Source organism: Microcoleus sp. CZ3-B2 (assembly GCF_036705055.1).
Classification (GTDB): Bacteria; Cyanobacteriota; Cyanobacteriia; order Cyanobacteriales; family Microcoleaceae; genus Microcoleus.
This window is the reverse complement of record NZ_JAUBTN010000017.1, coordinates 37317-52855: the sequence shown is the minus strand read 5'-3', so window position 1 is coordinate 52855 and position 15539 is coordinate 37317. Positions and strand designations below refer to the sequence as shown.

Annotated in this window: 7 protein-coding genes; 2 read left to right on the top strand and 5 right to left on the bottom strand. The window is 44.3% G+C overall.

Translation table 11 applies throughout. The features are described 5' to 3' along the window. Positions 1–269: 269 nt before the first annotated feature. Positions 270–5429 carry an AAA domain-containing protein gene (locus QUA97_RS10360; protein ID WP_333194559.1) on the top strand — a complete coding sequence of 1720 codons (5160 nt, stop codon included), beginning with the start codon at positions 270–272 and terminating at the stop codon, positions 5427–5429. 273 nt (positions 5430–5702) lie between these two features. Beyond that, on the top strand, positions 5703–7631 hold the full coding sequence (locus QUA97_RS10355; RefSeq protein ID WP_194066231.1) for a hypothetical protein: 1929 nt from the start codon (positions 5703–5705) through the stop codon (positions 7629–7631). A gap of 95 nt (positions 7632–7726) precedes the next feature. Here the strand turns inward: QUA97_RS10355 and ccmS are convergent, their stop codons facing one another. The 5 genes from ccmS to QUA97_RS10330 form a co-directional block, all read right to left on the bottom strand. Beyond that, complete coding sequence (gene ccmS, locus QUA97_RS10350; protein WP_194066230.1) at positions 7727–8158, bottom strand: beta-carboxysome assembly chaperone CcmS; 432 nt, start codon at positions 8156–8158, stop codon at positions 7727–7729. A 167-nt stretch (positions 8159–8325) separates the two neighbouring features. After that, positions 8326–10125, bottom strand: coding sequence for an ABC transporter ATP-binding protein (locus tag QUA97_RS10345; RefSeq protein ID WP_442922504.1), 1800 nt, complete (start codon positions 10123–10125; stop codon positions 8326–8328). A 208-nt stretch (positions 10126–10333) separates the two neighbouring features. Continuing rightward, positions 10334–11797 carry an RtcB family protein gene (locus QUA97_RS10340; protein ID WP_194066228.1) on the bottom strand — a complete coding sequence of 488 codons (1464 nt, stop codon included), beginning with the start codon at positions 11795–11797 and terminating at the stop codon, positions 10334–10336. A gap of 300 nt (positions 11798–12097) precedes the next feature. Beyond that, positions 12098–13003: a hypothetical protein gene (locus QUA97_RS10335; protein ID WP_194066227.1), complete on the bottom strand. Its 906-nt coding sequence runs from the start codon at positions 13001–13003 to the stop codon at positions 12098–12100. Positions 13004–13655: 652 nt separating this feature from the next. Continuing rightward, on the bottom strand, positions 13656–15491 hold the full coding sequence (locus QUA97_RS10330; RefSeq protein WP_194066226.1) for an APC family permease: 1836 nt from the start codon (positions 15489–15491) through the stop codon (positions 13656–13658). Between the last annotated feature and the right edge of the window lie 48 nt (positions 15492–15539).

The following is a 15539-nucleotide window of genomic DNA, read 5'->3' as shown; positions in this document are numbered from 1 at the left end:
CTATCGAGCGCGATTAACAGCCGGAGAGGGTTTGCAGGCTTTCTCATCTTTATGTAACAGTTTCATTTTCCGTAGGCAAACCCCGGCGTTAAGCAAAGCTATCCCTTTTTCCTTAGCACTTCCCGTTCCCCCTAGGGGTTCCCGTAGGGTAGGGTAGGGAATCGCTTCCAAAGTGCGGTGAGTATGTTAACCGTAATTAAACAGTGTTAAACTGTAGTTAACTTCAGAAACCTAAAAATCAACTTCCCGATCGCCCCCCACAATTATCTATGGCTACTTTCTCCGCCGATCCCGACAACTTTGGTGAGTTATTGACAATTGTTAAAGATGGATCTGAGATCGCTTTGACAGCAGGGGAATATAAGGGGCCATTTACCATTGAAAAAGCGATCGCGCTGCGGGGGGAAGGAGAAAACACCGTCATTTTTGCCGCTGACGAACCTGTTTTGAAAATCGCAGTCTCCGGAGTGAAACTGGAAAACTTGAGCATCGAGCGGAATGTCGGCGGGAATACGGGAGAAGTTGCGATCGAATCCGCACCGCATACCGCACCTGTTTTAGATAGAGTAAGATGTTTGGGAAGCGCTCCCAACGTCCAATGGCTGGGAGTAAGCTGGGATATCCCCACAGCAGTCCATTTTGGGGAAATCCAAACTAACCGATATTTGCAGCGAACCGAACAACTGCAACTCGGCGGCGACTGCAAAGTTTCCTGCTCTCACCCTTGGTTAAAAGTACAGCAGCCTTACCTTTCTTGCGGGTTGCAAAAACTAGATATTATCCTCAATTCCCAAGATATTCCCGCCGGAACTAATCTATCTGGCTCCATTGTTTTGCAAGCATCTAACCACCAATTTTTAATAGAAATTTCGGCAATTGTTACAGCCCCTCAAATCAGTAATAATCTATCTATTTTTTCATTGCCAAGTGCAACAGAGCCTAGAAATAATAATGAAAATTGGGGATATCGGTTTTTAGGCGATCGGGCGACAGATAACTTAATCCGCGAGCTAGAAGGTAAAGATGCTCTCTTAAAGTATCCTGAATTTAGCGATCGGCGCGATCGTGCCGCCGAATTGCTTTCAGATATTCTCGGAGACGAACCCAGGCCTTTCTACGTCCGTCGCAAAGGGCCGGGAGAATCACCGGGCGAAGAAAAATGGGAACTGGCGATCGCCACAGACATCGAAACAGCCAACTTACCAGAAATTTTGAAACAACGGCAAAAAACCTTAAGTTTGTTAGCTCTGGTAACAGAAGATAGACATAATAACTTGCGGTTGCTTTCAGCTCGTTTAGTATCCCCAGAACGGGGATACAATGACGGTTTTTCTGTTCTTTTTTCCCTGGGACTGCACCTCGATCGCCAGTCTCGAATGCCCGTCCCAACTTCGGCTTTAGAGCGCATGAAAACAGTTCCCTTTTGCGGGGATTGCGTGCCAACCGAAGAACAGTTAAAAGCTTGGAAAGCCTTTTTAAAGATAGAAGAGCGAATTGCTAAAACGCGAGAATTTTTCGTACCTTTTTTCGGTCATAATTACGGCTCTGCTACCCGCAAAATTACTTTTGAGATTAACGCATCTTTAGCGCAACTCGACAAATCATCAGGAACCGCTCTCAAACAAGATGACTTTTGGACGAGAGCAGCTAAGGCGAGAAATGAGGATATAAAACTTGTAGTTAGAGTTGAAGAAATCCGCGAGCAAGACGATCGCACATCCGACGATCGAGAATCTGTCCCGCAGCTTTTCAAGTGGCAGGCAATTTTGTTAGGTTCGATCGAAGAGGTTGACAAAGCAAAGGGATTTATCCGGGTGAGACTGGATGCTGAGTTAGTAGAAAAAATAGGAGAAGGAAACTATCAATTGCCGAAAACAGGCTTTTTGTCTTTCGAGGCTGCGGGAGATTTAACTCAAATTAAACGGCAGAAAAAAGCTTTAGACGATTTGCAAAAGGGAATTGCTCAGAATCCCTATGTAGGCGAATTTTTCTTCGATGCTTCCCAGGCCAGAACCCCGCAAACAACGGTTAAACTGAAACCAGAAGATTTGTTGTTATCTGGGGCAAATGCCGACCAAATTGCAGCAGTAGAAGCTGTATTGTCTGCACCCGATTTAGTGTTAATTCAAGGGCCACCTGGAACGGGAAAAACAACAGTCATCGCTGAAATTTCCTATCAAATTGCGCTGCGGGGCGGGAGGACTTTAATTGCTTCTCAAGCAAATTTAGCTGTTGATAATGCTTTGAGTCGCTTAATTCACAGTCCCGTTATCCGCGCTTTGCGAAAGGGGCGCGCGGAGCGAGTTGAAGAGGAAGGTTTGCCATTTGTGGAAGATAAAGTAATTGGCAATTGGCTGAGAAATACGGCTGATGACTGCGAGCAGCGGTTGGCAAAACAGCGAGAAAATATAGATTTTTTCGGGAATTTGTTAGCAGGATCGCAGCAGTTTGATGTGTACCTGCGATCGGAAGAAAAGTTGCAAGAAAATCACAAGAAGTTGCGATCGCGTAAGGTAGAGTTAGAGGAAACTTGTAGACTCAAAGAAAGTATCTATCAAGAAGCGGAAGCTAAACAGCGCGAAATAGTTGAATATCTCTTTCCTGGTTTGGAATTGCTAATGTCTCAACCTTCAATTAACTGGGAAGATGTAGCAGTAAGTAATTTATTGACAGCAGCTATCAAAGTATGCCACCATAAATTTGAATATATTTTTGAAGGGAGTTTTTTTAAAAATGTTGAAAAAGCAGCTATTCTAGCTGCAGAGATTAAACTTCAAATTCCTCAAGATTTACTGCTAAATCATTTTAGTTTAGCAGCTTGGTTAAAGGAACAAGGTCTTCCACAGATTAAAAGGTCATTGTCTCATTCTAGAGAGGCGATATCATCCATCAGAGAAGCGGCAGAATCTGAACGATCGCTCCGCGATAAGCCAGCCGCAGTTCAACTTTTGGAAACAAATTATCAGCTAGGTCTGAATAACCAAAAAAATATACAAAAAAATATCAACTCTTTGGAACAGCGAAGTTTAAAAATTGTTGCAGTCAGACCTGCAATAGATCGCTGGAAGTCCACCGCTTACGATCGCGTGTATGCAGCGATGAAGCAATGTCTAGAAACTGATCGAGTCTTTACAGACGATTTGATGCAATTACCGCTGGACGTGGTATCATTTGTAAAGGCTAATTCCGCGCCGTGGCGATCGCATCTCGATCGGTGCAAATCAAAGATTGCTAATTTAAAAAAAAGTGAAGCTAAGAAAATTTCTGCATTTGAACCGCAACTAAACGAGGTAGCAAAAGAAGCGATCGGCGGGATTTCTACTACTGCGCGAAACTGGCTTAACCAACAACAGGAATTAGAGCAAGATCATAAAAACTCTGTTTTGAAAGCCCTAACAAAATGGGAATCCACAGCTTATCAGAGCGTATATGAGGAGTTAAAAAAATGCGTGCAAGAGAAGCGTAAATTTACAGATAATCTGATTAAATTGCCACCGGAGTTGCTGGCGATCGTCCCTGCAAAACCTCAGCCTTGGCGTTCTAACCTCGATAGGTGTCGGTCAAAAATTGCTAGTTTAATTGCCAAACAAAATGAAGTGCCAATATCCAACTTTGATGCGGAATTAAATGTGATTGCATCGGAGGCGATCGAGGGCATTGCCACCAGCATATCTCAATGGCTGGAGCTGGAGCAACCGGAAACTGAAAAACAACTCCAGAATCTTAAACAACAGCTTAACAAGTCTCAACAAGCAACAACTAAGCAACAACAGGAAATAGCAACTGCTAAAAAGCAGTTAGAGCCTCTTGAGCGTGAATATCGAGCCAAGGCACAAAAAGCGGTACAAGTCTTAGCAGAATTGAGCCAGCGATCGGGTATTCCAGCGAACTTACGCAGTTTAGTTATGCGCTATCAATCTTTTTCTTCTCTTTCACAAGCGATCGCTAACACACCTGTATCAGAATTTACGCAGCGAGCGAAGTTGTGGGAAGATCGGATAAGTCAGTTTGAACAATTAATTTCCTCCCTCGATCCATTATTGGGACTGCTAGTAATAGAAGAGGCTATAACAACCATTCAAGCCAGCTTGCAAAAAGCAGCTAGTCAAGCTTTCAATCAACTTCGAGAATGTCAAAATCTGGTTCAGAAAATGGATCTTGAACTGCAACAACTCCAACAACAACAGCAACTACCACCTACTTTAATTTCCGAACGAAAATGGTGGGAGTCAGCGTGGCAAAGTATCCCCGATCGCCTAAAGCCACCAATTCCCGACAGCGGCTTATACGATCTCAACTTCTTGCACGAAATCAAAACACAATTCGATGCTTGGCACCAACAACGCGATCGAGCAGAATCCCACCTCAAAGGCTATGAAAAACTAACTCAAGATTGGATCGCCAAACTCCGCAGCCCCTCGGAACAAGATCGGGGCGAATTGAGGCAAGTTTACATCGACAATGCCAACGTCATCGGCATTACTTGCAGCCAAGTAGCGGGGTACGGCTTCAAAGAATTTACCAATTTTGATGCAGTCATCATTGACGAAGTGAGCAAATGCACGCCTCCCGAAATTTTGATTCCTGCACTCAAAGGCAAAAAATTAATATTAATTGGCGACTACCGCCAGTTACCGCCAATGCTACATGAAAAGAGTTTAGAAGAAATTGCCACCGAAATGGGAAGCGAACCCGAAGATATCAGCTTTTTGGAAGAATCTCTATTTAAGAAACAATTTGAAGCTGCGCCAGAAAGCATCAAGCGGCGGCTGACTGTTCAGTATCGGATGCACCCCTACATTATGGGAGCAATTAATCAATTTTACGACCATAGCTTGCGTTGTGGGATTGTGGAGCCTGAAAAAGTGCGATCGCACAATTTAGCTGGCGACATTATCCGAGAACAACATCACCTAATTTGGGTGAAAATGCCGCAAGAACCGAGTTTTGCAGAGCAGCTAGAAGGCACATCAAGATATAATCTTAAAGAAGTCGAAGCGATCGACATTCTCTGCGAGCAAATGGAGGACGTTTGGAGCCTGAAAGTTGCCGAAGGACAACCGAAAAAAGAAATTGGCATCATTACTTTTTACGGCGCTCAATTGAGGCGCATTGAAGAAATGCTCGGCGATCGCAAATTCCCCTCACTTTCCATTAGAACGGGTACTGTTGACCGATTTCAGGGCATGGAACGCCCGATTATTATTGTCAGCATGGTGAGGAACAATTCCGATGGAGATATTGGTTTTGCGAAAAAGCCAGAACGGGTAAACGTTGCCTTTTCCCGCGCTCAGGAATTGCTAATAATTGTGGGATGCCATTCACTATTTACCAAGCACAAAGGCAAAGTCGGAGGTATGTATTCCGAAGTAGCAAATATTGTACGCCGCAATGGAGGAATGATTGATGTTTCTAGCATCTTGGGCTAAAATTGGTAGCAAATTCAGAATTGCCGAGGAAAATCAACCTTTAGCGACTGAAATACTTATTCCTTAAAATCCAATACGCTTGGGTTAACACTGTTAATTCCCCGGAGATCCCCCTAAATCCCCCGGATAGTCGGGGGACTTCGCAGCACCTTCTTGTTCCCCCCTTTGTAGGGGCGGTGCCCCCGTGCCCGCCCTCAAGGCGCCGGGGGGATCGGTCTTATCTGAACCGTATTGCCTTAAAATCCGCAATTCACTAAAGCTTTATAAATCAAGATGTTTTTAGTATCCTCCCCTAAACCAATTAACCCCCAATTACAGGAATTTGTCAAACAAATTGAAAAGCAAAGTCCGGCTGGCATATCAGTGCTAGCTGCCCGACAATTTCGCTGTTGTTTAGAGCAAATATCAGTAGAAGTTACTATTAGCGAACCCCGCAAATTTAACATTCTTGAAGAGTTTATTCTCCGCGCTGGGATGGAGATGGAATTGACACCAACTGAAAATGAATTAGCACAAGCTTTGGGACTCGACCCTGTATTCGTGCAAAATACTGCTACGACGCTGCGGAGTTTAGAAACTTTAGCTTGGACACCGGATTCCCAAATTATTCTAACTTCTCAAGGGAGACAATTTTACTTAGAAGGTTCTGTACCGCAACCGCCGCAAACGAAGCAGATTTATGCGATTTCCGACCCCTTGCAGGGAAATCTATTTTTTCTATCTTCCCCTTTAGAAGAAGTACAAATCGAGCTACCAATTTTTGAAGATTTGATTACCATCGAAAATCGGTGTCAAGAAATATCTGAGTTAGGACTTGAGGAACTCCAACGAATTATTCAGGCTTCTAGTTTAGGCTTACACGTTCCTGAAGATGGTAAAATGATTACTGCTGCTTCTTTTACCCAGGAGAGTCAAGCTATCTGGCAATCTGTGGCAATTTTTGTAATTTTTGATGCCCTTGAAGATGCGGTTAAACTGCAAGTAAGACGAGGAAAGCAAATTTTACACTATGCTTCCGATCTGCTTGACATTCTGCAAACTGAAGGTAAACTTTCTTTGCAAACCTTGCTGCATTTGAGCGATGAAACTATTGCTGCGGAACGGGAAGAACTCCTGAATCGGCGAAATAAAGAAGTTGAAGCCAGACTTCAGAAAATAGAACAGCAGGCGATTGAAAATGTTAAAGGATTGAGGGAAACAGAGACGCAAGCTGCATCAAAGGGAAGTCAGGAAAAAGACCAAGTAATTTTACTGCGTGACAGTCAAATTCGGCAGTCTTTTTTAGAAACATTGAGGAAGGGGAATTATCAAGTCTTAATTTATTCTCCTTGGGTGAGCAAGGAAGTGGTAGATAATGAGTTTATTCAATTACTTCAAAATTTGGCTAATCGGGGAGTTTGGATTTTAATTGGTCACGGTATTTCCCGGCGACAGCAGGATGAAACCCGACCGATTCCGCCGCAAGTCGAGCAAAAGCTGAGAGAAATTAAAACGCGGGAAGGTTTGTCAGCAGTGCAGGTATTTTGGCTGGGAAATTCTCATGCGAAGGAAGTTGTAGTCGATCGAAAAATACATTTGTGCGGTTCTCACAATTGGCTATCTTATCGGGGCGATAAGTTACCGCGCGGCGAGACGGTTTATCAGGTTACGGCTACTGATAAAGTTGAGGAAGCCTATGATTTTCTGGCGGTTCGGTTTAAGGATTATGCGGGCAAATTATGGGAGTCTGCGGTGCAAAATCGGGATGCTAATTTAGCTGAAACATCGCTTTGTACTTGGGGGGCGTTGGGAATGGAGGAAATGGCATTAAATGAATTGCAACGCGCTAATTGGTTAGAACTTTATCCGGTGTGGCTAAAGCTGGTTTGTCAGGGATTAAGATCGAAAAAAATATCGCCGGATTCAGCTTATTTGGCAACAGGGATTTCAATGGTGAGTCAATTTTCTGTGGATGACTCTAATATAGAGCTATTGCGATCGAATTTGTGTCAAGTAATGGGTGCGATCGCATCCTTAGATCGCCGCCAAGCTTTGAAGTTATTAAACGAACAGATTTGGTCAGAGTTCCGCCGTTTGGGTATTCCAGGCTCGGCGTTAGTAAAGCCTGATGATTTTCTGTTTAAATATGCTGTAAAAGAACCCGATCGCCCTCAAACAAAATCAGGTAAAAAAGCATCTCCTAAAAAAAAGAAAGGTGTATAGCCAGCCTAAATCATCTGTACAAGTAGGCCTGGGCGAAGCAGAGGGAGTGCCCCCCGTGCCTGCCCCGGCAAGTAGGCAGGGCTGTATTTTTTGGATTATTTCATATATTCAAGCATCTGCTGTTCCAGCTTAGCCAACAATGTATCGACATCAGTCGCTGCTTGCTCAAAACAAACAGGAGGTTCAGGCTTAGGTTCAAATAAAATTAGCTTGATTTCACCTTCACCGATCGCCACAATTGCCACTTCTTTTTCAGGTTTGTGAGCTTTTAAAATTCCTAAAATTTCCTGAATATGATTTTTGACTTGGCGGTTCAACTCCTCGATCGCCTCTTTTTTACAATACACGAAACGCGGATTTTCTACAACATCAATGCCCAAAACATCCTCACTTTCTTCGCCTCTCTCCAAAAATAGCCCCCAAGCCAAAGCAGCCAATTCTTGTTTGTTATCTTTGACAAATGTATCCAACTTGCTGCGCCAGCTATTGGGATTGGGTTTGGACTGGGGGCTATCAAATAAAAACATTTTCTCTCTTTGCTTGTAGAAACTAATATCTTACGGTTATTTGTTATTGGTTACTTGTTATTGGTTATTTGTTATTGGTGATTTGTTATTAGAAGAGTGTGAATAACTAATTACCAATGACCAATGCCCAATGACCTGTTTGGCCAATGCCCAAAACCGCTGCGTTTCTATCTTATACCAGATTGCACGCGCCAGAGCGACGCATAAACTCCGTCATGTTCGATAAGTTGTTCGTGCTGCCCCGATTCTACCACTAGCCCCTCTTCCATGACACAAATGCAATCGGCATTGCGGACTGTAGAAAGACGGTGGGCGATCGCAATTGTAGTGCGATTCTTGGTAATTCGTTCGAGCGATCGCTGAATTGCCGCCTCCGTCTCGTTATCCACCGCTGAAGTAGCTTCATCAAGAATCAAAATCGGCGGATTTTTCAAAACAGCCCTCGCAATAGCAATGCGCTGTCGCTGTCCCCCCGACAATTTTTGACCGCGTTCCCCTACAATAGTTTTGTAACCGTCCGGCAATTGCGCGATAAACTCGTGAGCTTCCGCAATTTTAGCAGCATTTACTATCTCTCGATCTGTTGCCTCAAAACTGCCGTAAGCAATATTTTCTGCCACCGTACCGTGAAACAAAAACACATCTTGACTCACCAATCCGATCGCTCTCCGCAAATCTTTCAAATTCAGGTTATTTAATTCTATACCGTCGAGATAAATCTGACCGTACTGTACCTCGTACAGCCTCAAAATCAATTTCACCAAGGTACTTTTTCCCGAACCAGTTGCGCCCACAATCGCAGTAGTTTTACCCGCCGGCAGAGTCAGGGAAAAATACTGCAAAATCGGCTTTCTTTGATTGTAAGAAAAGGTAACATTTTTAAATTCTATATCGCCCTTAATCGAACTAACCGGCAACCGAATATCGCCCGTGCGAATGGCGATCGGCGTATCCAACAAATTCATCACTCGATTAGTAGAAGCCATTGCGCGCTGGTATTGATCCAGAGTATCTCCCAGGCGAGTCAGCGGCCACAGCAAACGCTGGGTTAAAAACACTAAAACGCTGTAAGTTCCCACAGACAACTGGCCCGCCACAACCTGCAAACCACCCAGAAACAGCGTTGCAATAAACCCCAAGAAAATCACCACCCGAATCAGCGGAATAAAAGCAGCCGAAAGTGCGATCGCCCGTTGATTGCTTTGGCGGTAAGCTTGGCTTTGTGTTTCGATGCGCTGAGTTTCATAATCTTCGGAAGTAAAACTTTTAATAGTAGTAATTCCCATCAAATTATTCGACAGTTGCCCGTTTAGAAAACTCACCTTTTCCCGCACATCAGCATAGCGAGGAGCGAGGCGATTTTGAAAGGCGATCGAACCCCAAATAATAAAAGGTATCGGCAGCATTGACAGCCCAGCAACACCAGGAGACGCAGCAAAAAAAGCCGCGCCGATTACGACAACGGTTGTAATTACCTGAATCACCTCATTAGCGCCGTCGTCCAAAAAACGTTCGAGTTGATTGATATCATCGTTGAGAATAGAAATCAAACCGCCCGTGCTGCGTTCTTCAAAATAAGCTAATTCTAATTCCTGCAAATGGCTGTAAGCTTCCAGGCGCAAATCGTGTTCGATATCCTGAGCCAAATTGCGCCACAAATAATCATAGGCATATTCAAAAACAGATTCCAACGTCCAAACAATCGCGCTCAAAAGAGTGATAATTGCCAGTTGCCAAAAAACATCTTTGATGCCCCACTGAGCGAGGATAGAATCTTGTTGTTTCACCACTACATCAACGGCAATACCGATTAATGCTGGCGGCGCTAAATCAAAGAATTTATTCAGCAGCGAGCAAATACTTGCCAGCCAAGTTTTGATGCGGTAGCGGTGGCCGTACTTCAGCAGCCGCTTCAGGGGATGGACAGGTTTTGATTGATCTGGTGACAATTGAGGATTGGGGGTAATTGGGTAATTTTTAGATTTTCACTTATTCTCACAGTTTGAGAAACGGGCAAGATGCCCGTTCCACAACTAAGAAATTGTCTTTGAGAACGGGCTTTTAGCCTGTTCCGACTCGGCAAGATGCCCGTTCCACAACTAAAAAATTGTCTTTTAGAACGGGCTTTTAGCCTGCTTTAGACACAGTTATTGAGAATGGAAAAATAGCCCCAGGCTACGCTTTAAATGTTAACACGGGCTTCATTTTAGCGACTACACCAACTATTTGCGCCTCAACTTGAGCGTCAATTACTGGTTGAATTGGCTTGTAAGCGGCCGGTGCTTCTTCGATTCTGCGTTCTTCGCGCAAGGTAATGCAATCTACGTCGCTTAATCCCAAAGCGGAGTCAGTTTTGTCAACACCTTTGCGACTCATATCGAAGCGCGATCGCGCTCTGCCAGCACCGTGAGAGGCCGATCGCAAAAATCGATCGTTCCCCTTCCCAACCAGCAAATAAGAGGGCGCGCCCATCGAACCCGGTACAATTACAGGCTGACCATCAGGTGCGGGACAAGCGCCTTTGCGAGTCACCCAGCCGGCACCTTCAGCTAAAGTAATATTGTGAGGCAAATCGTATACTAAGGGAGCTTCGACATCGCCGAAAACTTGTCGCAAACGCAAGCGCAGAAGTTCTGCTAGCAGCAAGCGGTTGATAAAACCGTAGTTAGCGGCTGTTGCTTCCGCTTGCAGGTAGCTGCTCACAAGTTCGGGATTTGCTGCGACAGACAGCGGAAACAGCCCGGATTCTGGATGTTTCAAAGTTTTTGGCCAGGCTTCGCAAGCTCGATCGCGCCACATTCCGCCAATATATTTACCGACATTCCGCGAACCGGAGTGAATCATGAAAGCGATTTGTCCCGATCGCACACCCCAAGTATAAGCCGTAGCCTTGTCCACAACTTCCTCAACCACTTGAATTTCCACAAAGTGATTGCCACCGCCGATAGTACCTAAGCCGCCATCCCTGACTAAGCCGTCATTTGGGACTAATTCTTCGGGAGCCCATTTGACATCGCCATTCATGGAACCGCCGAGGAAAGTGCGATTGCACTCTGTCACCAACTGCTCGAAATCAGAATTGGCCGCGCTGCCGGTTGGCTTGTCCCGCAAAGCCTCCAGCCATCCGGGAATCCCGTGTTGGAACATCGCGCTAGCAGTTTTTGCAGTCATGCTGACATCGCGAGTACCGAAAAAGTAATCGCCTTTGAGCAATTCTACAAAGCGATCGCGCTGACTGAGGAATTGTTCGATCGACAAATCCGCAACGTGCAAGCGCATCCCACAGTTGATATCGGAACCGACAGCCGCCGGAATCACCATTCCTGCTGTTTGGGCGATCGAGCCAATTGCCACTCCCGCATCCCCCGGATGGAAATCTGGAGTAGCGCAGGCGCGACAAACGCAACCACCTTGAGGGTGTCGAACATTCGCCAAATTTGCCAACTGTTTGAGCGCCTTTGCTTCCACAGGAAAATCCTCTGGGAGCAAAACTTCTGCTGTTGTAGCACTAGCATCCTGCCAGTATTTTTCCAGGGAACTCTTGAGAGAAATAGAGTAGACTTTGTTGCTGTAACTAACATCCAGACCTTGCCGAGACAAAGCTCGCAAAAGCCGGTTCATTTTTTTTGGCTGCTGCATAAATAGTCTGTTGCGGGTTGCTATGCAACCCCCACAAATTGAAGAGATGTTGTAGTTAGTAAAAGACTTTGGTTCAGCAGCCGCAATCTTTTTGGAGAAAGGTTGAAAGGCAACTTTTTCACTTACTACAATCCTGACACATCATTTTTGATATGTCAAGCTAACCTAAAACGCTTTTCTGTTAGATCCCCGACAACTTTTACGTGTTGCGGGGTTCTGAGTGTTCGGTTTTTTTATTGACTCATGCAGCGTAATTCCTGTCCAATTAAACTTTAAATTCAAGTGAGCTGGCTAGCATTTTTAATCGTTTGTTGACGGATCAAAATGTTTTTTAAACTCCCGCCAATAACTCCCAGCTTTTGTTTCTCCTAAAATCATTTGCATTTTCTTCAAACTTCCACTTTTGATCGGTGGCTTTCCATAATAAAGGAATTGACTTATGTCCTTAGAAAGGCATGGGTTCATAAAACTTTCAATATCTTGGCGCTCCAAATATTTCTTACGCACTTCCTGCAAATATTCGTCTTGAGCATTTGTATGAAATATCGTCCAAGTTGGGTCTTCTATTTTACATAAAGTATAAACCTTGTGGCGCTCCATATATGCGCTAAATGCTATTTCAAGCAAAAACCTGCTAAATTCATGTTCTCCCTGAAACCCAGAAGCAATATACTCTCCCGCAAATTCTTGCATAACTGCGACGAACGTACTGCGCTTCATCAAAGAAAAATTGATAGTACAGGCTTGACTGAAGTACCATCCAGACTTAGCCTCGAAATGTGGATAGCTTCTATTAAAAGCACCGCCCACTGCAAAAACGTTATCTCGATCGAGATCGTCGATCGCTTCCTCCAACCAACGTTCGTGACCTTCTCTGTAAGGTAACGTATCAATTTTGAACCACAATATATAAGGATTGCTAGCAATTACTCCGGCTGTATACTCCTGAATAAAACACCTCTCCTTGTCATTATCTTTATGGTGCGGGGGAATGATTTGCAGCTTATCAATCAAACCATCTTGATACAGTTCCCAATAAAGTTTTTGAGTGTCGCTATCGCTGCCGCCGTCAACAACAACAACTTCGCCGGGCTTGCCACCTAAAAAATCAAACCAATCCAGCAGAATTTTTTTATAGGCTAACCGATTGCCAAAATTTGCTGACACCATTGAAACTTGGCTTAGCTTACTAACGAGTTCGCTCATGATTTATTTTTTTGCTGCTCATATTATTTGCACAGGTTCATTATAACTTACTGATATTTAGACAAGTGTAATTTATCAGAAAATTTATTTTTTTTAAAATCGGGGGGCTTCGAGACTCTATTTTCAGTAAAGCTGGACACATACACCATATTCCATGTATATGTGGTACACACCATCTTGTAGTAAGTAAGGTGCGTCGCCATCATCAACAATCTGCAAGTTTCATTGAACCTGCGCCGGCAGGGACCCACCCTACATAATATGTACCACACAATATAGCTGCTACGGTACTTCACGAACTTGGAATATGCTGTAACTTGTCACAAAGCGATTTATTTCGGTTATTAAAATTAATCAAGGTGTCTGAGAACCGGATTTTAATTAAACTCTAATGTGTCTATATCAAATGGAACGAGCATGAATTTTGGCTCTACCTTTTGAGATGCGGAAAATATTCCGATATTTATAGCACTTAAATGGCCTGTTATGGCAGATGGGGAGAAGGGGAAAGGATTTGATGCTTTTGCCACAAAGATTGAAAGATACCATTGAAATTCGCGATAGCTTAAATAAACCTTCTCTCCAAATCTTACCCAGCAGCCATACATTTGTTTAACGAGCGTAAAATGGCAAATCTTTAACTAAATATTGCTTAAAGAAAATACCTCACCGTCGTCACCACCAGACTTTTTTTAGCCCGCAAAGCCGCCTTTAAAAAGAAAGCAGTTTGATTGTGCAGCAGTCCCTCCCACCAATTTCGCGTCACAAACGCCGGAATAATCAGCGTTAAGAACACTCCCGGCCGCCGCTCTTCAAACAAAGCCAAAAAGTGAGTTAAAGGCTCACCAACAGAACGGTAAGGCGATTCCAGAATTTCCAAAGGAATGTCAGACTGCAAATCTTGCCAAGCCGCTTGCAATTTTGCTATGTCTGTCAAACCAATATCTACGTGAACCGCCACAACCTCATCAGCAATTAAACGAGCGTAATCCAGCGCATCCAAAGTTCCCCGGTGCAACTGTCCGACTAGCACCACTGCCGGATGTTTCACCTCCTTAACTTTAGGTCTCCGAAGATAGGATTTAGGTGCGATTCCCTGAATGCTCAAGCGAGCTGCTACATAGCGATAGTGTCGGTTAATAGCTAAAAATAGACTGACTACGATCGGAATAGTTACTACCACAACCCAAGCTCCCAAAAGGAATTTGGTAGCGACAATTACAGCCAAAACTCCCGTGGTTGCCACTGCACCAATACCGTTCATCACAGCACTAGCTTGCCAACCTTTACCTCGCTCCTTAAACCAGTGAATTACCATTCCCGATTGAGACAGAGTAAAAGAAGTAAAAACTCCAACGGCATACAGCGGAATTATTGCAGTGGTATCGCCTTGGAAGATGATAATTAACAAAGCCGCGCAGAAGCTGAGCAGATTAATGCCATTAGAATAAACCAGCCGATCGCCCAACAGCGACAACTGCCTAGGCAAAAACCCGTCCCGCGCCAAAAAATAACACAGTCGCGGAAAATCCGCATAACTCGTATTCGCCGCCAACAGCAAAATTAACAGAGTTGCAACCTGCAAATAGTAATAAAATATGCCTACTCCAAAAATATCTTTTCCCAACAAAGAAAGCAGGGTTTCATTTTCTTGAGGAATCACTTGATAAATACGAGCCAAGTAACTAATTCCTAAAAACATTACCCCCAGAATTACGCCCAAATAAGTTAAAGTTAGGCGCGCATTCTTCCATTCAGGAGGTTTAAAAGCCAACACACCGTCCGATATCGCTTCAACTCCAGTCAGCGCCGTACAGCCAGCAGCAAAGGCGCGCGCGATCAGAAACAATCCCAAAGGTTCTTTAGCTGGAATATTTTCTAATGCCGGCAAAACATGACCTGTTGCCTGTTGGAATAAACCGCAGCCAATCAAGACAAAAATACCCACGATAAACGCATAGGTGGGAACCATAAATATTTTGCCAGATTCCCGCAAGCCCCTGAGATTGGCAAACATGATTAAGACAATACAAACTAAGCATATTTCCACCGTATAGGGCAGCAGCGAGGGAACCGCTGAAGTCAAGGCTGCCACACCAGCAGAAATACTCACCGTAACTGTGAGTATGTAGTCAATCATCAGGGAAGCTGCTGCGATCAAACCCGGATAAGTACCCAAATTTTCTCGCGCTACAATGTAAGCGCCGCCGCCCTTTGGATAAGCTTTAATCGTCTGCCGGTAAGACAGGGCCACGATCGCCAGCAGTAAAACAATAATGCCCGAAATAGGTAACGACCAACTCAAACTGCTGCTCCCCGCTAGTAAGAGTACCAGCAGAGTTTCTTGAGTAGCGTAGGCAACAGACGACAGTGCATCGGAAGCAAGAACAGCAAGTCCTGTAGCGTTGCTCAGACGTTCGTGAACAGATGCGCTGGTGGGCAAAGATTCACCCAGTAAAACCCGCTTGAGTCGAGAATAGGTGTACATTAAAACTCAATATAGAGGCGTCCACAAATCATAATCGAGATGGGGGCA